General features: G+C 38.9%; 22 protein-coding genes. 18 read left to right on the forward strand and 4 right to left on the reverse strand.

From position 1 onward, the window contains the following. Positions 1–233: 233 nt before the first annotated feature. The 3 genes from LPB220_RS01975 to LPB220_RS01985 all read right to left on the reverse strand — a co-directional run bounded on the left by LPB220_RS01975 (position 234) and on the right by LPB220_RS01985 (position 2,224). Positions 234–1,331 (reverse strand): cell division protein FtsK, encoded by a 1,098-nt coding sequence (locus tag LPB220_RS01975; RefSeq protein WP_225305922.1) that lies wholly within the window; start codon positions 1,329–1,331, stop codon positions 234–236. A 250-nt stretch (positions 1,332–1,581) separates the two neighbouring features. Beyond that, positions 1,582–1,923, reverse strand: a complete 342-nt coding sequence (locus tag LPB220_RS01980; protein ID WP_150905301.1) for a hypothetical protein — start codon at positions 1,921–1,923, stop codon at positions 1,582–1,584. Then, positions 1,910–2,224, reverse strand: a complete 315-nt coding sequence (locus LPB220_RS01985) for a hypothetical protein (protein ID WP_150905303.1) — start codon at positions 2,222–2,224, stop codon at positions 1,910–1,912. Before LPB220_RS01985 ends, LPB220_RS01980 begins: the two co-directional genes overlap by 14 nt. 174 nt (positions 2,225–2,398) lie before the next feature. Here LPB220_RS01985 and LPB220_RS01990 point away from each other — a divergent pair, with 174 nt between their 5' ends. The 8 genes from LPB220_RS01990 to LPB220_RS02025 all read left to right on the forward strand — a co-directional run bounded on the left by LPB220_RS01990 (position 2,399) and on the right by LPB220_RS02025 (position 9,849). After that, positions 2,399–3,742 carry a hypothetical protein gene (locus LPB220_RS01990; RefSeq protein ID WP_150905305.1) on the forward strand — a complete coding sequence of 448 codons (1,344 nt, stop codon included), beginning with the start codon at positions 2,399–2,401 and terminating at the stop codon, positions 3,740–3,742. Between the two features lie 179 nt (positions 3,743–3,921). Next, the gene (locus LPB220_RS01995; RefSeq protein ID WP_150905307.1) at positions 3,922–5,088 is read left to right on the forward strand and encodes an adenine-specific methyltransferase EcoRI family protein; all 1,167 of its coding nucleotides are present in this window, start codon (positions 3,922–3,924) and stop codon (positions 5,086–5,088) included. After that, complete coding sequence (locus LPB220_RS02000; protein WP_150905309.1) at positions 5,085–6,251, forward strand: HNH endonuclease family protein; 1,167 nt, start codon at positions 5,085–5,087, stop codon at positions 6,249–6,251. The genes LPB220_RS01995 and LPB220_RS02000 overlap by 4 nt, the downstream gene beginning before the upstream one ends. Positions 6,252–6,641: 390 nt before the next feature. Then, the gene (locus LPB220_RS02005) at positions 6,642–7,277 is read left to right on the forward strand and encodes a PBECR4 domain-containing protein (RefSeq protein WP_225305923.1); all 636 of its coding nucleotides are present in this window, start codon (positions 6,642–6,644) and stop codon (positions 7,275–7,277) included. Positions 7,278–7,897: 620 nt separating this feature from the next. Then, entirely contained in the window at positions 7,898–8,200 is a 303-nt protein-coding gene (locus LPB220_RS02010) for a TMEM175 family protein (RefSeq protein WP_004240734.1), read from the forward strand. Beyond that, positions 8,125–8,466 carry a hypothetical protein gene (locus tag LPB220_RS02015; protein ID WP_000397556.1) on the forward strand — a complete coding sequence of 114 codons (342 nt, stop codon included), beginning with the start codon at positions 8,125–8,127 and terminating at the stop codon, positions 8,464–8,466. Before LPB220_RS02010 ends, LPB220_RS02015 begins: the two co-directional genes overlap by 76 nt. A 13-nt stretch (positions 8,467–8,479) precedes the next feature. Further along, positions 8,480–8,803: a potassium channel family protein gene (locus tag LPB220_RS02020; protein WP_001253404.1), complete on the forward strand. Its 324-nt coding sequence runs from the start codon at positions 8,480–8,482 to the stop codon at positions 8,801–8,803. Continuing rightward, positions 8,800–9,849: a DUF389 domain-containing protein gene (locus LPB220_RS02025; protein WP_150905313.1), complete on the forward strand. Its 1,050-nt coding sequence runs from the start codon at positions 8,800–8,802 to the stop codon at positions 9,847–9,849. Before LPB220_RS02020 ends, LPB220_RS02025 begins: the two co-directional genes overlap by 4 nt. A 704-nt stretch (positions 9,850–10,553) precedes the next feature. Here LPB220_RS02025 and LPB220_RS02035 read toward each other — a convergent pair. Beyond that, positions 10,554–10,757 carry a CsbD family protein gene (locus LPB220_RS02035; protein ID WP_150905315.1) on the reverse strand — a complete coding sequence of 68 codons (204 nt, stop codon included), beginning with the start codon at positions 10,755–10,757 and terminating at the stop codon, positions 10,554–10,556. A gap of 326 nt (positions 10,758–11,083) precedes the next feature. Here LPB220_RS02035 and LPB220_RS02040 point away from each other — a divergent pair, with 326 nt between their 5' ends. From LPB220_RS02040 to dnaK, 10 genes are all read left to right on the forward strand, one after another. Continuing rightward, on the forward strand, positions 11,084–11,674 hold the full coding sequence (locus LPB220_RS02040) for a rhomboid family intramembrane serine protease (protein WP_150905317.1): 591 nt from the start codon (positions 11,084–11,086) through the stop codon (positions 11,672–11,674). Between the two features lie 144 nt (positions 11,675–11,818). Then, the gene (locus LPB220_RS02045) at positions 11,819–12,940 is read left to right on the forward strand and encodes a VanZ family protein (RefSeq protein WP_070449772.1); all 1,122 of its coding nucleotides are present in this window, start codon (positions 11,819–11,821) and stop codon (positions 12,938–12,940) included. Positions 12,941–13,223: 283 nt separating this feature from the next. Continuing rightward, positions 13,224–13,490, forward strand: a complete 267-nt coding sequence (locus LPB220_RS02055; RefSeq protein ID WP_003004214.1) for an ACT domain-containing protein — start codon at positions 13,224–13,226, stop codon at positions 13,488–13,490. Between the two features lie 18 nt (positions 13,491–13,508). Further along, entirely contained in the window at positions 13,509–14,846 is a 1,338-nt protein-coding gene (locus LPB220_RS02060; protein WP_150905319.1) for a PFL family protein, read from the forward strand. An 81-nt stretch (positions 14,847–14,927) separates the two neighbouring features. Beyond that, positions 14,928–15,617 (forward strand): histidine phosphatase family protein, encoded by a 690-nt coding sequence (locus LPB220_RS02065; RefSeq protein WP_150905321.1) that lies wholly within the window; start codon positions 14,928–14,930, stop codon positions 15,615–15,617. A gap of 123 nt (positions 15,618–15,740) precedes the next feature. Continuing rightward, positions 15,741–16,442 carry a histidine phosphatase family protein gene (locus LPB220_RS02070; RefSeq protein WP_150905323.1) on the forward strand — a complete coding sequence of 234 codons (702 nt, stop codon included), beginning with the start codon at positions 15,741–15,743 and terminating at the stop codon, positions 16,440–16,442. Continuing rightward, positions 16,432–17,205, forward strand: a complete 774-nt coding sequence (locus LPB220_RS02075; RefSeq protein ID WP_037607303.1) for a M15 family metallopeptidase — start codon at positions 16,432–16,434, stop codon at positions 17,203–17,205. The genes LPB220_RS02070 and LPB220_RS02075 overlap by 11 nt, the downstream gene beginning before the upstream one ends. Positions 17,206–17,373: 168 nt before the next feature. Beyond that, a complete protein-coding gene (hrcA, locus tag LPB220_RS02080) occupies positions 17,374–18,408 on the forward strand; it encodes a heat-inducible transcriptional repressor HrcA (RefSeq protein WP_150905325.1) in 1,035 nt (344 codons plus the stop codon). A gap of 24 nt (positions 18,409–18,432) precedes the next feature. After that, a complete protein-coding gene (gene grpE, locus LPB220_RS02085; protein WP_301355021.1) occupies positions 18,433–18,957 on the forward strand; it encodes a nucleotide exchange factor GrpE in 525 nt (174 codons plus the stop codon). Between the two features lie 367 nt (positions 18,958–19,324). Further along, a complete protein-coding gene (gene dnaK / locus LPB220_RS02090) occupies positions 19,325–21,148 on the forward strand; it encodes a molecular chaperone DnaK (protein ID WP_150905327.1) in 1,824 nt (607 codons plus the stop codon). Positions 21,149–21,181: the final 33 nt, after the last annotated feature.

Consider the following 21,181-nt stretch of genomic DNA (forward strand, 5'->3'; position numbering starts at 1 on the left):
GTGATAGAGCAAGGATTTGATTTTTATCAAGAATGCTCAAAGCCCTGTTCTATCTGGTTTTTTGGTATGCACGGCACTTGACAAGCCCAGTGCCGTGCAGGCGTTGGAATAGTTAGAATTAGTTTTGTTTCATTTTTTCAAAATGACCGATTGTGAATTATCGGCTTCGTCATGAATCCATTTCTTGCTTCAACAGACTTAGCTAGTTGGAATACAAATGGATTTCCCATTATCTAATCCTCAAACCAAGGTGTTTCAAAAAAATGAGGTTCATTTTCCCATTTTCTTCCGCTTCCAACAATCCTTGCTAGACCTTGCCCTTTATCATATGAGCGTTTAGGCATATCACTGAATCCACTCATTAAATATTGACGTTCTGAGGCGCTGTCGGCAGCTCCACCAAGCATAATAACAGCATCAGAACAGTTTACACGAGATAAACTAGGTAAGAATCCCTCTTTAGTAGCATATTGAGATATAGCGATAATATGAATCCCAGCAGACCCGCCAGTAGCGGAAAGACGGTTGATAGCAGTAGTCCAGCGTGACGTGAGTTTTAGATTTTTATCCACTTTATCCAAAGATTCGAGAGAAGCGTTTAGGTTTCCTAGCTCGTCTACGAAAAGTCCAATATCCGGCATATTCTCCATTTCGAGGTACTTTTCTTTGTTAGCTTCGTTGATTTCAGCAAGCCGTTCGTCCATTACAGAACACCAAAACTCAACACGCTCTACAATTTTAACAGGGTCTGATTGACCATCAAACTCCTTAACGTATCTATCATACTTAGCGGAATTATATTCAACAACCCAACCTTGTAACAACATTAAACGAGCCATATAACGACCAGCAAGCACGGATTTCCCTGCTCGAGTGCGAGCAATGATGCTCAAATGAGGTACAATATCCGAATGCCATACTAGGTCTTTTGAAAGTTGTATCGCATGTCTATCATCGTTAACAAATGGCTGTAATGAATCTGTACAGTCTTTTACAAACAAACGCTGTGAAGTAAGCGTATCTTCGATGAAAAAAATGATGTAGCTATCACCAGCTGTGAGTTCAGAGTTAATAACAGCAAATCTTTGATATTTGCCTGCTAAGATTCCCGATACACGTTGCTCAAATTTATCACGGTTAGCACGTTCCCAATTTGCTATGTTCTCGATGGCGATATAACCATTCAGTAGGTCTTCGTCTATCCAGACACGTATTTCTGGCATCTCCTGCCCGTAGCGTGTAGTATTAGATAACTCGAGGACATCTGTGATTTGTTTGTCGTTGATTAAACGTGTTAATTGCTTTGCTAATTTTCGCGCTTTGTTTGACATAGGCGGTATCTCAATAGAGGAAACTTCTTCACGTTGGAACCAAGTATACAATAGCATAATGAATGTGATGATCGTTACGGCGATACTGTATATCAATGGTTTTACCAGATATGTTGACAGTACCGTTATTGTTTGATGTATGCAGAGGATCAATCCAGTTAACCCAATTGTAACCGTAAGGGCTATCAGAGAGAGTTGATAGCCCTGAGGTGTACAATTTGGTATAGGTCTGATTCTTCGGTATTTATGTCTACGCATTACGTGGGACCACAGATACTGAATCAGCAGCATACCAACCGATACCATTTGCAGTTGCACCACCACGTACAATGTTGAATTGAAGAATGGTACCGAACTTAACTTCGACTTTGTTAGGAGCTTTAATGGTATATTCAAGGTCGTGGGTGGTGTCTACGACAGAATACTTGTATTTGCCATCAATTTCCTCAATTGAACCAATTGAGACTACTTTTAAAGTCGGGATAACATCAGTTGTATACTCATTTCCAGTTTTTTCACTAGTCATTACTTTTGGTTGAGTCTCATGCATTAGAACCTCCGCAAGAGTCCGATTCCAGTTAGTTTTTGCCATAGCTCTTACCTGCTTTCGTTTTTTCAAGGCTGGAAAAAATCTCTTCCAGACTGTTATTAATCTGACGTTCTTTATCAATCAGATCTAGTAGCTCATTTTTGGACATTACGTCAATACCTACATAAGCTTTAGATAAAGTTAAGAACGACAAACCATTTTGTCCATACCAAAGCTCTCTCAGTTCAATTGGTACATTTTTAAAATGATAATCGCCACTCGCTCGTTGGTATGCCGTATTTCCGTAATTTACCAAGCGATTAGTGCGTAAATCGCGAAGTGTTTGTTTTAAATTTGTAACCATGTTACTAACCTCGTTAAAATTCTAGTTGGCAAGTTCTCCGCCAACAGGAGATGTTATCACAAAAAAATTCTTTTCAAGATTTCTTTGTGATTTAATTGTATCATTTGCCATTTGGTGTATTTTGGTGTAGAATGCAGATGGTTTAATAAAAAAAATACACCAAAGGTGAGGAAGATGGATTTTATTAATAGTAGTAATGTATTTTACCAATATACAGCAGATAGGTTGAAAAGACGTAGAGAAGTGCTGAAATTAACAAATGATGTGATTGCTAGAAAAAAAATTTTTGTGCATTACGAGGCGTATAAGGATTGGGCAACAGATGAAGATGAGCCTGAAAAATTTATAAGTGAGGATAATATAGAGAAAACGAAATTTGACTCTACTTTAATTTCACGAATTATTAATAATGAGAGGGGAAAGATTGGAAGAAGAAGCTCCCCGAATCCTTTTTTGATCCCACCTTCATATGAAGAATTATTAGTAAAACAGTTACAGTTTAATAGTAAACGCGAGCTATTTTGGGGAGCATCTGTTGAAACTGAATATATAGCAAAGACTTTTTATACAAATTTGTTTGAAGAAGTATTGGCTGATAATCAGTCGGAATTGAGTGAGATACTAAATTTGTGTTTAATAGATTATGTTCCTTATTCTAGAGATTTAGCGTATTACCAAATGATTGTAGAGAGATGTATCGAACAGTATAGTGAATCTTCAGATCAGTCAGATTTGATGGGAATTAAAAAGAAAAATAGTGAAATATGGAATACATTTATTGATTTGTTAGATAATGATTTTGAATACCTAATTAATAGTTTACAAAAAGGAGACTATTTGGTAATTATCATGTATGCAACAATTAATTTTATAATGGATTTGGTTGGGAAAAATGAGGATAGAAATGATATACACTCTGTTTTTAGTTCATTTCAGATATTAAGAACAAATATAGAATACTTCAGGAGAGAGGCGATTGGCCGTATCATTTATACAAATTTTGATAGTTTACTTGAATTGTTTCAAGATTATTTTTATAAACTGGATAATTTTAAATCTTTAAATAAAAAAATATCTAAATTTACTTTGGATATTCTAACACCGTTTTTCAAGGAATTATTAGGCAATTCGGATGAGTTTAAAAACTACTCGCTTGGATATAGAGTAAAAAATATTATTGAAACAGATATTGAAAGTATTTTTTCTTACGCAAGTAAAGTTTCTCAAGAACAATTTGATGATACTACAAATCCGAATAGTAACATGTATAAGAAGTGGTTGCAAACTACCAAAGCTTACATATCTGATCTCAAATATATTCAGTGGCTTACAGATGGAGCAAGATTAGTAGATTCTGCTCAAAAGGATCTAGAAAGATGTTATATAGCGTGTTCAGATATTGAAAATCTTCATAGTGATTGGTTAAAGAAGTATAATAGTTATCTCTCGAATATTGACTTAATCGAGTATGGATATTATATGGAAGCTGATGAATACGATGAACTGCTTGATAAATGAGAATATGATAATAAAATAAGAAATCTAAGCTTTTATCGGTTCTAGTTTTCTATTTATGGGAACTACATGATATAATTAAAGAAAAGAAATATAGTATAAAGTTTAACAAATATATTTTTTAACGTTGATATTTAAAGAAATGATTCATTAAGAAATCTCAAGATAATAGGAGAAACTGTATGGCTAATTCTCGTCAAGCACATTTGACAAAAGCAAAAAAAGGAAAGAATGATGAATTTTATACCCAGTGGTCGGATATAGAAAAAGAGGTTAATGCATATATCGAATATAATCCAGATGTTTTTCGTAACAAAATAATTTTACTCCCAGCTGATGACCCTTTTGAGAGCAATTTTTTTAAGTTTTTTGCGACAAAGTTTAATGAATTCGGAATCAAAAAGCTGATAGCGACCTCATTTGCTCCGAGCCCTATTGTCAATACCCAATTAAGTTTGCTACCTGAACTAATTCCGGATATCGATTTTGAAGTATCTGGTGATAAGCAGATAAAAGGAGCATACAAAATAGAATTAAATGAAGTGATTGATGAAGATGGGACTGGTACAGTTAATATAGAAGATGTTATAAAACGTTTACAAAAAGAAAAAGATTTAATAGATTCAGGCCAAAATAGTCAAATTTTATCATATTTGAAGGGAGATAATAACCCAGATGGCATTAGCAGGTTTTCTGCAGGTGATTTTAGAAGTGAAGAGGTAACTGGACTCCGAAATCAAGCAGATATGATAATTACTAACCCACCATTTTCCCTATTTCGTGAGTTTTTAAGTTGGATTAATCCACTGGAGAAACAATTCTTAATCATTGGAAATATGAATGCAATTACCTATAAAGAAGTATTTCCATTGATTAAGGAAAATAAAATTTGGCTTGGTACAGGAATGGGACGCTGGATATCAGGTTTTATCGTGCCAGAAACATATGAACTGTATGGTACAGAAGCAAGGATTGAGAATGGTAATAGGATTATAGCAACGAATAATGCCCTTTGGATGACTAACATAGACCATGGAAAGAGGCATCAGCCCCTATCTTTAATGACTATGGAAGACAATATTAAGTTTAGTAAACATAAGAATGTGAAAGGTCATGAGTATTCCACTTATGATAATTTTGATGCTATAGAGGTACCATACACAGATGCAATACCATCTGATTTTTCAGGTATAATGGGAGTACCGATATCATTTCTTGATAAATTCAATCCAGAGCAATTTGAAATTTTAGGTCTAGATAACCCAACCGATGAATTTATTGGGCATGGTCCTCTATTAAATGGTAAAACAAAGTATAGAAGAATCTTTATCAAAAAGGTGAATAAATGAAAACAGAATTAAATACTTACACAGTTAAAGAGATTACAGAAGGATTTGTCTACAACGAATTTGAAGGTAAGGGTCTTTTTGGATTAGCTGGAAAATTAACAATTCAACCTGAATATCAAAGAAATTATATTTATGCTGATGGTAAAAGAGATGTAGCCTGTATTGACTCGCTAATGAAGGGGTATCCATTAGGACTAATTTATTTCAATAAGGTAGACAAAGATAAATATGAGGTTTTAGATGGTCAACAGCGGATTACATCTATAGGTAGGTATGTGAATGGAAAGTTTGCAATAGAACTGAATGGTAATAAACATTATTTTTCAGGCTTAAGTAGGGAACAACAAGAACTTATTTTAAATTCAGTTTTACTAGTCTATGAGTGTGAAGGTACTGAAACAGAAATAAAAGAATGGTTTAAAACAATCAATATTTCAGGTGTTCCATTGAATCAGCAAGAACTAAGAAATGCTATTTATTCTGGTACATTTGTAACATTGGCTAAACAAGAGTTTTCTAATTCTCAAAATGCCAATCAACAAAAATGGCAGACATATATAAAAGGTGTACCTAATAGGCAAGAAATTCTAGAAGAAGCTTTAAAATGGGTAAGTAAGGGTAATATCGATGATTATATGTCGAAACATCGTAATGATACAGACATTAATGAATTAAAGACTTATTTTGAGACAGTTATTGATTGGGTATCTAGTGTTTTTGTAAATGTTGAATCAGAAATGCGTGGATTAGAGTGGGGAAGATTGTACGAAGAATATCATAATAATTCGTATAATCCTACTGAAATTGAACAAAGACTATCTGAATTATATGAGGATAGTGATGTTTCAAAGAAATCGGGTATTTATGAATATTTATTAAGTAAAGAAAAACCTGAATTGATAAAATTACTATCAATCCGAGCGTTTACAGAAACAGATAAAAAGTCAAAATATAGAGAACAATCAAACGAAGCTAAAAAATCAAACATCTCAAATTGTCCTGTTTGTAATACAGATATACCGTATGACCACATGACTCATATATGGGCATATGACGAAATGGCTGGTGACCATATTGTACCATGGAGTAAAGGCGGAAAAACAGAGCGTAACAATCTTCAAATGTTGTGTAAGCACCACAATAGTTTAAAATCTAATTACTAGGAAAATTTAATTCTTGAGACTAATATTATCAATGGAGAGAACTTTTGGGTAAGATATGTTCTAATTTATGTATTTGTAGAGATTTTTACTTATCAGATTATATTAGTTAGATTAGATGAAAATTTGAGTCATAAAAATTCTTGAACGTATTGATTAAAAAGTTTTTTTAAAATTTTTACTTGACAAAGTGATGGAAATTAGGTAGTATAGTAATTGTAGAACACAACTATCGCTTTTAGCGTAGCCAAAGAATCACTGGTCGGTCTGTTTTGGTCAGTGGTTTGTAGATAGGCTTATTTGGGTTTTATATATTTTCCGCAAGCAGACGAATAAATATATCGTAGAAAGAGGTGTAAATAGCCTCTTTATTTTTTTGAGAAAAGGTATAATATGTTAAGGAATTTAATTCTTAGTTATAGGACGTTAATGGACACTCAGTATAAATTTACTATTACTCAGACCATTTCTGGACAAACTACAGAAAAATATATTGAATTAAGCTTCACAGAACCGAATTTCCATCATCTTATAGGTTTGCACAAGCTTAAAGGGGTAGATAAAGTCAAGTGTTTCAACGGTAAGACAGCTCAGGATATATATAACCAAATTTTGGGAAATCATATTACTTTTTATGATTTAGATAAAGATACATCTCAGCACAAGGCCGCATTTTTATCTAGGGCAACTTCTCTGAATCTAATTTATACGATGTTGGATAATATAAGGGGCAACTTAAAGGGGTTGTATTATTTTGATCCCAAAAAAATAGGTTCTAATATTAAAGCAAAGTATTTATTGCATTTTCAATATAGGGATAAGGAATTTTATTTTTTATTTGATAAATCCGCTAAGAAGGTTAAGAATACTGATATTTGCTACCCAGTTTCAGTTTTTCGAAAAAAAATACAGAGCGAAATGAGAGCAGGGAATACCGCAAAACATTATGAAATGAGTCAAACTCTTATCAACTTAGTGAAAGTTGAAAAAATACAGGGGACCACTACTACTACACTATATAAAAAATAGCTTACTTGACATCAAGAAGCTATTTTTTGATAGTGATTGTTGCTATATATGGTGTGAACTTTTTGGTAAAATCTAGCTCAATTTATGTATTTTTAGGGTAAAATTCACACCATTCAACTGAAAGTTATTCAAATTAGATGAAATTCTGTTTTCTGAAAATGTGGGAAAACATTGATTTTAAGCGGATATTGAAATCTATTCAAATATGAGATGTTCCAACCAGGCTTGAAAAAAGCTCGTAAAGCATCACAATTTAGTAAACGTTAAAACTTATTTAAACTTATTGAAAGCATTTCGTATCAAAAATACGGGATGCTTTTTCTGTTCACCCCAAATTTTTGTAACTAGGTGATACTTGAAATTAATACAAATTTGGTTGTTTTTGATAAATCTAAGCAACACTAAATGATGAAGTGAAAGGGGATGAATCTTTGATAGTATTCATTTATTGTGAAATATGATATATTTATTAATTAGATGGATGAATACTTCTAGAGTTAAATATAGCATAATAGGGACAGACTTTTTGGTTTATTTTTGTTTGTAGTCGGATTATGAAAGAATATCCAATATTATGCGATAAGATAGAATGTTACAAAAAAGAAAGGGGATGCAATCCGATGAAGAAAGACAGATTAATTGTATTGACAGATGCTGTTCTAGCAATTATTATGACCATCTTGATTTTAGAGTTAGAAAAACCAACAACACCAAGTCTTGAAGCTTTTTGGGATTTACGGCAAAATTTCTTTGCTTGTTTTCTTTCCTTTTTCTGGTTGGGATCGTTATGGATGGCACTAAACACATTATGGGAAAAGGTTGAGAAAATTTCCTCAGAAATTATTTGGTGGAATTTGTTTCTACTCTTGGAGCGGCAGGAGTTCTCTTTGGAGAATTTCATGCCATCCAAGATACCAGTCTGAATGATGTGGTGGACCGGATCTATATAAATGTCAAGGATTTACCGTTTCAGTCCTTGGGAGCTTTAGCTAATATCCTGTCTGATGTTAAGAAGGGACTGATTCAAGACAGTCATATCTGGTCTTTCTTCCAGTCATTTTTCAAACAATATCAGTTGATAATCAGCTTAAATCAGATCTATCAGTTTGTCTATCTTTCTCTGATGGAGATCATGTCCTATCTTCACTTTGATTATTGGAAAAAACGGCTCGGTCAGGAGCTAGTATGAATAAGGAGAACAAATGAGACGTTTAAAAATGTTATGGCATATTATACAGGTTACGGGTTTTACTCGGTTTGCTCTGAGTTTTGTGACCTTTGTTTTTGGGTCAGGAGGCGTGCTTTTCCTAGTTGAACCTGCTATCACAAATTACGGAGACGGTCTTTGGTATGCTTTTGTGACTTCGACGACTGTCGGCTACGGGGATCTCCTAGCTGTGACCTTGATTGGAAGGATTACCAGTGTCTTCTTGACGATTTATGGGCTCATATTTTTTGGCTGTTTATCAGCTGTTATTATTAATTATTATACCGATTTAAATAAGGAAAGAGGAGAGGACAAATGACTGCCAATTATTCAACACGGGAATACCGTGAGAAATTATACGATGACCTTCATGTTCGATTGAGAGATACAGCGATTTTGATGTGTGCAATTTTTATTGCCTCTATCGGTCTAAATATGAATTCAACAGCTGTTATTATTGGAGCCATGTTAATTTCACCTCTCATGACACTGATTGTTGGACTGGGATTCGGTTTAGCTATTTTTGATACGCGTTTAATCAAGCAATCTCTAGAGGTTTTATTGACTCAAGTGTTGGTCAGTTTGCTTGTCTCGACTCTGTATTTCTGGATTTCTCCCTTGTCTTATGCAAGTAGCGAGTTGATCGCACGAACCTCTCCAACCATTTGGGATGTTCTCATTGCTATTGCTGGTGGGATTGCTGGTGTGATCGGTTCAAGGAAAAAAGAAGCAAACAATATCGTGCCAGGAGTAGCCATTGCTACAGCTTTGATGCCGCCTATCTGTACTGCTGGCTATGGTTTAGCTAATGGGAATGTACGATTTTTATTGGGGGCTCTCTATCTTTTCTTGATCAACTGTGTCTTTATCATGCTAGCCAACATTGTTGGAACAAGAATTTTGATGAGAAAATCTCCTTTAACTTCATTTAAAGAGCTGAGCATTAAAATGAGAATTGGCTTGATTTCTTTGATTGTATTGTTGATTCTTCCAGCTAGCTATTCGGCAGTTACTCTGACAATAGAACAAGCGCGCAAAGAAGGGATCAAACAGTTTGTAGGAAAAGAGTTCGCCAATTATACGGTTATTAATCAAGTCTACAAGTCAAGTAACAATGAATTGGTCTTGACGGTTGTTGGAGATCCGATTTCAGAAGAAGAATTAGAAACACTCCACCAAAAACCAGCCTCTTACGGTATTCAATCTGTTCAATTGAAAGTGAATCAAGTTCAGAACTCGCCAACATTAGATAGTGAAGCGACCAAGGAATTTTATGAAAACATTGACAAGTATATTGATCAAAAACTCTCTGAAAAAGATTCACAAAACGATCTCGTAAAAGAAAATGAAGCAGACAAGGATTGAGGACAATGAACTGAATCGGTTTTTACGCCGTGTTTTTCTTGTATCTTCCTCTTTCTTACTTATAGCAGGTTGTTTTTGCTTGAATAAGAAATAAATTAGAAGTTCTATCATCTAAGAAAAATGATGAACAAAAAATCATTTAACTAATGGTGTGAACGTTTAGTGTTTATCAGCTCCATTCTCTGTAATTTTGGGGGTAAAATCCACACCATTCGGATAAAATTAGTTGAATTTGATTGGAAAAAAGCTTTTATAAAAGCGGAGAAAAGTCTTGATATTACGCTGTTTTTAGTCCAACTGAAATTCATACTTTCCAAACCAGGTCTTAAGAAAGCTCGTAAAGCTAGCCAGTTCTCTAAACGTTAATTCGTTGCTGGAAAGCAGAATACAAACGAAAACACTTTGCATCTTGCAAGGTGTTTTTTGTATGAGAACTGGCGGTGCGCAATTAGGATAGCTCTAGCGACTTTAGTCGCATAGAGATATGCTATGCACAGTTGCCCCAAGAAAACAAGCGAAGCGATATTTGAATGGATGGCAACCACTGCACGCAAAATGTTAATTCGAAAGAATTACTATACTTACAAAGAGCACCCTTCGGGGTGTTCTTTTTGTATAACTGAATTTGAAGCAAATAAAACCCACCCTATCTTCCACGGTCAAACATGACTGTAGAAAATAGAGTGGGTCTAGGATGTTAAAGACTATTTGTCGTCTTTATGAAAGATATTTTTAACGCCCTTGATAGCTCCTTCGACAGCTTCTTTTGCATCTTCAGCAACTTCTTTTGCTTTTGAAGCAACTTTTTCAGCAGTGCCTTCAGCTTCTGTTTTTGTATCACCGGTTAATTTACCGAAGCCTTCTTTAACAGAACCCCTCACTTGGTTCAATTTTTCTTCTAATGACATAGCGTCACCTCCGTTAAGTAAATAGTTTTTTAATCTGAATTTAAGACAGTTCATTTAAAAAATTAAAACTATTTAGCTCAGATTAATATAAGTATATGCCTTCTGAAATGGAAAGTCAAATTTTCGCTACGGTATTCTGAAAGCAGGATCGATTTTTGATCTGAAGGCAAATCGTGAGCGACTAATCAGTCACGATATTTCGTTTTTACAGCAAAGATTTGAAATGAAAGAAGCAAAAAACTTTTTCTGTCTCCAATGAAATAAATGGTATAATAATCGTGAATGGAAACATCGTAACGCTGTTTTTTGAAAAAGAGAAGATAAATATGAAAAGAATCCTCACAACCTACCCTATTATCAGCACTTTAGCTCTAATCTGTTTGTTGCTTGGTCTATTGACTTCCTTTAATGGGGATGCTATGTATGACCTATTGGCCTTTCATTCGAAGCCGGTCTATGGTTGGCAATATGTCAGTGGGACCCTGATGCACGGTAGTAAAGGCGCACCTATCTGGTTTTTATGGGTCCATTTGTTGTTAAATGGACTCATGATCCTTCCTTTCGGAGGACTGCTAGAAAGAAAAAGAGGCTCCAGACAAGTCTTGATTGTTTTTGTGACGGCGACAGTCCTTCCTTCCATCGTTTTTCACCTCTTAACCCAGGGGCAAGACATTCAGGCAACAGGGATCTCTGCTGTAGGATACGCCTTTGTAACCGGTGGAGTCATGCTCCTGCCAAACGTGTGGAAAGAATTTTCACGCACCGTAAAACTGTTTTATCTATTCTTAATTTTTCTATCTGGCCTCATGCTCTTACCAGCAATCACCGGATGGATCTCAACACTATTGCATCTTTCAGGGATTGTGAGTTATCTATTGGTCTTTATCGGAAGTAAAGTCTTGAAGGGGAGAAGCTAACCATTAAGACGGCTACTTAGTGAGGTTTTCATCGTACTTCCTTGACTCTTCCTCTACCAGGCCGTATAATATTCTATATCAATGAAGAAATCACCTTTTGTCATTGTGCAAAGGGTGATTTTATAACGAAAAAAAGGAGACACAATGGGGTATATCTCTACTATTAAAACGGCTGTTCAGCTCTTTCCTTTCCTGGCATTTTTGCTGACCTTGCCCTACATGATTTTGAATTATCGAAAATATGGTTCGGTCAATAAATTGCGGGTGCTGATTTTCTATTCTTTTATGCTTTACTTGATGACGGTCTATCTCTTGGTGATCTTGCCTCTGCCAGATCCAAGTAAGATTCATACTAGCTACTCGGAAATGGTCAATCTCCATCCCTTTGCTTTTGTGGTGGATTTTTTCAAGGAGAGCCCCTTTGATTTAGCGCAGACTGGTACTTGGATTCAAGCCCTTAAGCATCCAACTTTTTATGTGCCTGCCTTTAATGTCCTGATGTTGATTCCTTTTGGGATGTATCTGCGCTATTATTTTAAGTGTGGTTTTAAGAAAACGATTCTTCTGACAGCCCTCTTTAGTCTCTTTTTGGAGCTGACCCAGTTATCAGGTCTCTATTTTCTGTATCCGGGTCCTTACCGCCTAGCAGATGTCGATGATATTATTCAAAATACCACCGGTGGTGGAGTGGGCTATTTGCTCGGTTGGTTCCTGGTTTGGTTATTGCCAACACGAGACGAAATTGACGAACATTCTTTCCGAGTAGGGACCAGAGTATCTGGTTTTCGGATGGGTCTTGCCTTCTTGATCGACTTTGTGATGCTATCCTTGCTTTACGAGGTAATCGAGCATTTGGAGACGATTCCTTATGTAGCGGTTTTGGCTGTTTATTTTGGTTTGATTCCCTTGTGGCGGGGCAAAACCTTGGGAATGGCTTTATTGAAATTCCGCTTGCATTTTGACAAGCAAAAATGGCTTCGCACCATCTGGCGGGGAATCCTAGTAGTAGGTTATTTCTATCTGATTCCTCAAGGGTTGTTCTATTTGATTTCGCTCTTGAATAGCGACTTGACGGACAATTCCCTCTTAACCCTGTCCATGATTTTATTGCTCTTCTTTATGCTTTTATTGTACCTGATTCTCACTCTTGCCATCGTCTTACTCAATCGTCGCTTTCCCTTTGACCGTCTAGCTGGGGCTGAGTATGAGAGTACGGTGCGCGTGAAGAAAGAGCTCTTAAAGGATGAAACTGAATCATCAAAATAGAGAGAGTGGGACAGAAATCGGTAATTCGTTAGAATTTGATTTCGTCGTCTCACCTCCGCACAGTTGAGTAGGGCTGTAAAAGCTGATGAAATCAGCGTAGTAGAGCCCACTCAACCACTGCGTCTTGCTCGACAATCCAAAAACAATTGAGAGGCTAGGACTTTTGTCCCAGCCTCTTTATTTTTTTATACACATAAAAATATACGAACGTTCCCAGTTGAGAAGGGCGATTTTAAGGGGATTGTGCTACAATGGAAGCAAATAGATAGAATGGAGCAGTGAAATGAAAGCAATTATTACAGTCGTTGGTAAAGACCAAAAAGGAATCGTAGCGGGTGTTGCAACGAAAGTAGCAGAATTAGGACTCAATATCGATGATATCTCTCAAACTGTATTGGATGAATACTTTACCATGATGGCGGTCGTATCGTCAGATGAGAAAAAAGATTTCACACAGCTTCGTTCAGAGTTGGAAGAATTCGGTCAGTCTCTGCATGTGAAAATCAATATCCAAAGCGCAGCGATTTTTGATGCTATGCACAATTTGTAAGATAGGGGTTGAGAATTTATGGACATTAGACAGGTAACAGAAACCATTGCCATGATTGAGGAGCAGAACTTCGATGTTCGGACCATCACCATGGGGATCTCGCTTCTAGATTGTATTGATCCGGATATCGAAAAGGCAGCGGAAAAAGTCTACAATAAGATTGTGACAAAGGCCAAAGATTTGGTGGCTGTGGGGGACGAGATTGCGGCAGAACTTGGGATCCCTATCGTCAATAAAAGGGTTTCGGTCACTCCGATTTCCATTATCGGTGCAGCAACCAATGCGACAGACTATGTACCCTTTGCTAAGGCGCTGGATCGTGCAGCGAAGGAAGTTGGGGTTAACTTTATCGGTGGCTTCTCAGCCCTTGTTCAAAAAGGCTACCAAAAAGGGGATGAAATCCTCATTAATTCGATTCCTCGTGCCCTTGCGGAGACAGATTTTGTCTGCTCTTCAGTCAATATTGGATCGACCAAGACGGGGATCAATATGACCGCTGTCCGAGACATGGGCCGTATCATTAAAGAAGCATCCCAAGCAGATCCAATGGGGCCTGGTAAGCTCGTAGTTTTTGCCAATGCAGTAGAAGATAATCCTTTTATGGCGGGTGCCTTCCACGGTGTCGGTGAAGCGGATGTTGTCATCAACGTTGGGGTTTCAGGACCTGGTGTCGTCCAACGGGCGATTGAAAAAGTTCCGGGAGCAAGCTTTGATGTATTGGCTGAAACAGTCAAGAAGACAGCTTTCAAGATTACCCGTGTTGGGCAATTAGTGGGTCAAATGGCTAGTGAACGTCTCGGTGTTGAGTTTGGAATTGTAGACTTGTCTCTCGCGCCAACACCAGCTGTTGGGGATTCGGTTGCCCGTGTCCTTGAAGCCATGGGGCTTGAAGTAGTAGGAACCCATGGAACTACAGCAGCGCTAGCTCTGCTCAATGACCAAGTGAAAAAAGGTGGTATCATGGCTTGTAACCAAGTCGGTGGGTTGTCAGGTGCCTTCATTCCGGTCTCAGAAGATGAAGGGATGATTGCAGCGGTTCAATCGGGTCATATCAACCTGGAAAAATTGGAAGCCATGACGGCTATCTGTTCCGTCGGTCTGGATATGATTGCCATCCCAGCTGATACTCCAGCTACGACCATTGCGGCCATGATCGCAGATGAAGCTGCTATCGGGGTAATCAACCAAAAGACAACAGCGGTTCGCATCATTCCTTATGGCAAGGAAGGCGATATGTTAGAGCTTGGAGGACTTCTTGGGTCTGCTCCGGTAATGAAGGTCAACAAGGCTTCGTCAGCTGATTTCATTGCCCGTGGTGGTCAAATTCCAGCTCCGGTTCATAGCTTTAAAAACTAAGAGAAATCTAGTATAATAGTAGAAAATAGAAAAGTCTGTGATGATGAAACTCCAGACTTTTTTCTTGCAAAAGGAGACAAGATGGCTAAAACAAGATTATTTGTGATTCGTCATGGGAGAACCATGTTTAATACCATTGGCCGTGCTCAAGGCTGGTCCGATACACCCTTGACAGCAGAAGGAGAACGAGGGATTCAAGCTCTAGGAATCGGCTTGCGTGAGTCCGGTTTGGAGTTTACTCGAGCTTATTCCAGTGATTCAGGCCGTGCCATTCAGACAATGGGGATCATTCTTGATGAATTGGGCTTGAAAGACCAGATTCCTTATCGCTTTGACAAACGGATCCGCGAGTGGTGTTTTGGTAGCTTTGATGGGGCCTACGGTGGGGAACTCTTTCACGGTGTCGTGCCGCGCGTGCTGGATGTAGAAGACTATAAGACTTTGACCTTGGAAGACTTGGCCAATGGCATTTGCCAAGTGGACACAGCGAATTGGGCTGAACCTTGGGAAGTTTTGAAAAGCCGAATTCTAGAAGGTTTTGAAGCTATTGCCAAAGAAGTAGAAGAAAATGGTGGAGGCAATGCCTTGGTGGTCAGCCATAGTTGGACCATTCAGACCTTGGTTTGCTTGATCGAAGGAAAACCAAATCTCAATCTGCCTCTTTCAAACGGTAGTGCTACCCTTGTAGAATATGAAGATGGAAAATTGACGGTTAAGGAAGTTGGAGATAGCAGTTACCGTGAGGTCGGTGAAAGCATGCAAGAATCCTAGTCCATAATGAAAGGCTGACCCTTTGGTCATGGCCTTTTCTTTTTCACAAAACTTGTAAGAGCTTTCCTACTTTCTTTTTGCAAAAAATGATATAATGAAAGAGATACATACGGAGGTAATACAATGACAAAAACCAGATTATATATTGCTCATCATGGAAAAACCATGTTTAATACCATTGGGCGGGCACAGGGCTGGTCAGACACTCCGCTGACAGAAGCAGGAGAGCGTGGAATTCGAGAATTAGGACTTGGTCTCAAGGAAGCTGGGCTTTCTTTTGAAGAGGCTGTTTCGAGTGATTCTGGACGCACCATTCAAACTATGGGAATTATTCTTCAAGAACTTGGTCTGACAGGAAAAATCCCTTATCGTTATGACAAACGGATCCGCGAGTGGTGTTTTGGTAGTTTTGACGGTGCTTATGATGGTGATCTCTTTATGGGGGTCTTACCTCGTGTCTTTAAGGTCGATGATTTCCATCAGTTGAGCCTAATGGAGTTAGCAGAAGGAATCGTCGAAGTGGATACCACTGGTTGGGCTGAATCCTGGGGAACCTTGAGTGGCCGGATCCTAGAAGGATTTGAAGCTATCGCAAAAGAGGTCGAAGCAGCTGGCGGTGGTAATGCTATTGTGGTTAGCCATGGCATGACGATTACGACCTTGATTTATCTCATCGATCCAAAAGCGGTCGAAGAATTAGTCTTGGACAACGGAAGCGTAACGGTTTTGTCTTATGAAGATAGCGCCTTTCATATTGAAAAGATTGGGGATCTATCTTATCGTAAGGTTGGAGCAAAACTCCTAGAGGATGGTCATGACGAATAAGTATAGACGCGCACGAAAAAAACGTAAGAAATGGTGGCCTTACCTATTGAGTTTCTTTCTTCTTGTGGTCCTTGGATCGGGAATTGGTGCTTACTTAGCGAAGCCAAGCTTGTTTTCAGGGCTTCAGTTTTGGAAGGCTAAAAAAACAGCTGTAACGACTCCCTCTTCTTCTAAGAAAAAGAAAGAAAAATCAGATTTACCAGCCGTTTCGACAAAAGACTGGCAGTTGATCTTGGTCAATCGTGATAATGTGAAGCCTGAGTTGAACCCACAATTGACAGATGTGGATGCTATCAAAGTGGATAGTCGGATTGTAGAACCAACTCGTCAATTTTTAGAAGCGGCTCGAAAAATTGCCCCAGAAGAAACCTTGATATCAGGCTATCGAAGTGTGGCCGAGCAAACAGAGCTCTATAATGAGCGTGTTGCGCAACTAGAGGCTAGCGGCCTTTCGCACGAAGAAGCTGAAAAGCAGGTGCAGACCCAGGTACAGGTCCCTGGTGCGAGTGAACACCAGACAGGACTTGCCATTGATATGAGTGTCGAAGCTGGCCAAAGTGATGAGTTGGGCATGCAGCTGGCTGCCATCGCACCGCAATATGGCTTTGTGCTTCGCTACCCAGATGGGAAGAGCAACATCACGGGTGTGAATTTTGAGAATTGGCATTTCCGTTATGTTGGCGTAGAAAATGCTCAGTATATGGCCAAGCATCAGCTAGTATTGGAAGAATATATTCAGCTATTGAAAAAAGCTGGCAAATAAGAGGAGATTTACTTCTCTAGGTCTTAAGAATGATTTTTAGCACTCTTGAAAAAAGAGTGCTAATTTTTTGGATTTTTCTCTTGACTTTCTTTTGGATGGGTGTATAATAGAATCATGGTTTAGCACTTGAGTGTTTAGAGTGCTAAAAAATGAAAGAGAGGTGAGGTCATGGTTACAGAACGTCAAAATGAGATTCTCAATCTTGTTGTCGATATCTTTACCAAGACCCACGAACCAGTCGGTTCAAAAGCGCTACAAGATGTCATTCAATCCAGTAGTGCGACCATTCGAAATGACATGGCTGCTCTCGAAAAGCAAGGCTTACTAGAAAAAGCCCACACTTCGAGTGGACGGCTGCCTAGCCGAGCTGGTTTCCAATATTTTGTTCAGAACTCGCTTGATCTAGAGCTGATTGATGAGCAAGATGTCTACCAGGTGGTGAAAGCCTTTGATTTCGAAGCCTTTAAGTTAGACGATATCTTGGATGCTACGGCCAAGTTACTAGCCCAGATGACGGGTTACACCGCAGTGATTCAGGATGTTGAACCGACACGTCAGCGCTTGACTGGTTTTGAAATTGTTCCATTATCCAATCACGATGCCTTAGCAGTTCTGACCTTGGATGAATCAAAGCCTGTCACCGTCCAGTTTGCCATTCCAAAGAATTTCTTAACCAGTGACTTGGAAATCTTCCATCAGCTGGTTCAAGAACGCTTCATTGGAAATACAGTTTTGGATATCCACTACCGCTTGCGGACGGAGATTCCACAGATTGTACAGCGCTATTTCAAGACGACAGACAATGTGCTGGATCTCTTTGATTACGTCTTCTCGCAACTGTTTCAAGAACTGGTCTTTGTAGAAGGAAAGGTTTCATCATTAACCTACGCCGATCTTCAGACCTATCAGTTCTTAGACAATCCCCAACATGTGGCCTTGGAGTTGCGAGGGGGAATGCCAGAAGACCAAATGACCCAGATCCTGGTTGCGGAATCCCAAGAGAAGGCCTTGAAAAATGTGACAGTGATTAGTCACAAGTTCTTAGTTCCTTATCGTGGGATGGCCCTCATGCATGTGATCGGTCCCGTAGAGATGGACTACAGGCGTGTGATAAGCCTGGTCAATGTTATCGGCCGAGTACTGGTCATGAAGTTGACGGATTACTACCGTTACCTCAATAGCAACCATTATGAAGTAAATTAAGACCAAATGAAAGGGGTGTATGCCTTGACAGAAGATATCAAAAAAGAAGACGTGAAAGAAGAGGAAGTTGCCCAAACAACTGAAGAAGTTGTAGAGGAAAGCAACCAACCTTCTGAGTTAGAAGAAGCACAAGCGCGTGCCGAAGAATTTGAAAACAAATACCTTCGTGCTCATGCAGAAATGCAAAATATTCAGCGCCGTGCTAATGAAGAACGTCAACAATTACAAAAATACCGTAGCCAAGATTTGGCAAAAGCGATCTTACCATCACTGGACAACCTCGAACGTGCCCTTGCCGTAGAAGGATTGACAGATGATGTGAAGAAGGGCTTAGAAATGGTCCAAGAAAGTTTGGTACATGCTCTGAAAGAAGAAGGAATTGAAGAAATTCCAGCGGACGGAGCCTTTGACCATAACTACCACATGGCCATCCAAACCTTGCCTGCAGATGACGAACATCCAGCAGACACCATCGCACAAGTCTTCCAAAAAGGCTACAAACTCCATGACCGCATCCTACGCCCAGCCATGGTAGTGGTTTATAACTAGGCAATTCTGACGGTAGCTAAAGCAACTCGTCAGAAAACGGCAATCGCTATGGCGTTTGCCTAGCCTCCTTACTAACTCGTCGTCGAAATAATATCGATTTCGACTCCTCGTGTCGTAACATAATAGAAACCTTGTCCGAAACGACACTAAACTATGAAAGAAAGATAAACAATGGTTCAGCTTTACCAATAGTGAGCGAAGCGAACCAAAGGCGATACTCTTCGCCGTGGCGCTATCTTCGCAAACTTTGAGACATTAGGCTCAAAGTTTAGTCAAAGAGATTGACGAAGTCAAGCTCTGACGGCGTCGCCACTTAAGAAGAGTATCAAAAAGAAAAAAAGAAGATAAAACTTAAGGAGAAAAACATATGTCTAAAATTATCGGTATTGACTTAGGTACAACAAACTCAGCAGTGGCAGTTCTTGAAGGAACTGAATCAAAAATCATCGCAAACCCAGAAGGAAACCGCACGACTCCATCTGTTGTGTCATTCAAAAATGGTGAAATCATCGTTGGTGACGCTGCAAAACGTCAAGCAGTCACAAACCCAGATACAGTGATCTCTATCAAATCTAAGATGGGAACTTCTGAAAAAGTTTCTGCTAACGGCAAAGAATACACTCCACAAGAAATCTCAGCTATGATTCTTCAATACTTGAAAGGTTACGCTGAAGATTATCTTGGTGAAAAAGTAACCAAAGCAGTTATCACAGTTCCAGCTTACTTCAACGATGCTCAACGTCAAGCAACTAAAGACGCTGGTAAAATCGCTGGTCTTGAAGTAGAACGTATTGTCAACGAACCAACTGCAGCAGCCCTTGCTTATGGTTTGGATAAGACTGATAAAGAAGAAAAAATCTTGGTATTCGACCTTGGTGGTGGTACATTCGACGTATCTATCCTTGAATTGGGTGATGGTGTCTTTGACGTATTGGCAACTGCAGGGGATAACAAACTTGGTGGTGACGACTTTGACCAAAAAATCATCGACTACTTGGTTGAAGAATTTAAGAAAGAAAATGGTATCGACTTGTCAACAGACAAGATGGCGCTTCAACGTTTGAAAGACGCAGCTGAAAAAGCGAAGAAAGACCTTTCTGGTGTGACTTCAACTCAAATCAGCTTGCCATTCATCACTGCAGGCGCTGCTGGACCTCTTCACTTGGAAATGACCTTGACTCGTGCGAAATTCGACGATTTGACTCGTGACCTTGTAGAACGTACGAAAACTCCAGTTCGCCAAGCCCTTTCAGATGCAGGTTTGAGCTTGTCAGATATCGACGAAGTCATCCTTGTCGGTGGTTCAACTCGTATTCCTGCCGTTGTAGAAGCTGTTAAAGCTGAAACTGGTAAAGAACCAAACAAATCAGTGAACCCTGACGAAGTAGTTGCCATGGGTGCTGCGATCCAAGGTGGTGTGATCACTGGTGATGTGAAAGACGTTGTCCTTCTTGACGTAACACCATTGTCACTTGGTATCGAAACAATGGGTGGAGTATTTACAAAACTCATCGATCGCAACACTACGATTCCAACATCTAAATCACAAGTCTTCTCAACTGCAGCAGATAACCAACCAGCCGTTGATATCCACGTTCTTCAAGGGGAACGCCCAATGGCAGCAGATAACAAGACTCTTGGACGCTTCCAATTGACTGATATCCCAGCTGCACCTCGTGGTATCCCGCAAATCGAAGTTACATTTGACATCGATAAGAACGGTATCGTATCTGTTAAGGCGAAAGATCTTGGAACTCAAAAAGAACAAACAATTGTTATCCAATCAAACTCAGGTTTGACAGACGAAGAAATCGATCGCATGATGAAAGATGCAGAAGCAAACGCTGAAGCAGATAAGAAACGTAAAGAAGAAGTTGACCTTCGTAACGAAGTAGACCAAGCTATCTTTGCGACTGAAAAGACAATCAAAGAAACTGAAGGCAAAGGCTTTGATGCAGAACGTGACGCAGCTCAAGCAGGACTTGATGATCTTAAGAAAGCTCAAGAATCAGGTAACCTTGAAGAAATGAAAGCAAAACTTGAAGCCTTGAACGAAAAAGCGCAAGCATTGGCTGTTAAACTCTACGAACAAGCTGCAGCAGCGCAACAAGCCCAAGCAGGAGCAGAAGGCGCACAAGCATCAGGAAATGCAGGCGATGATGTCGTAGACGGAGAGTTTACAGAAAAATAAGATGCAAAGCCCGTTAAAACCTCACAGTGAAAA

Source organism: Streptococcus sp. LPB0220 (assembly GCF_008727815.1).
Lineage (GTDB): Bacteria > Bacillota > Bacilli > Lactobacillales > Streptococcaceae > Streptococcus.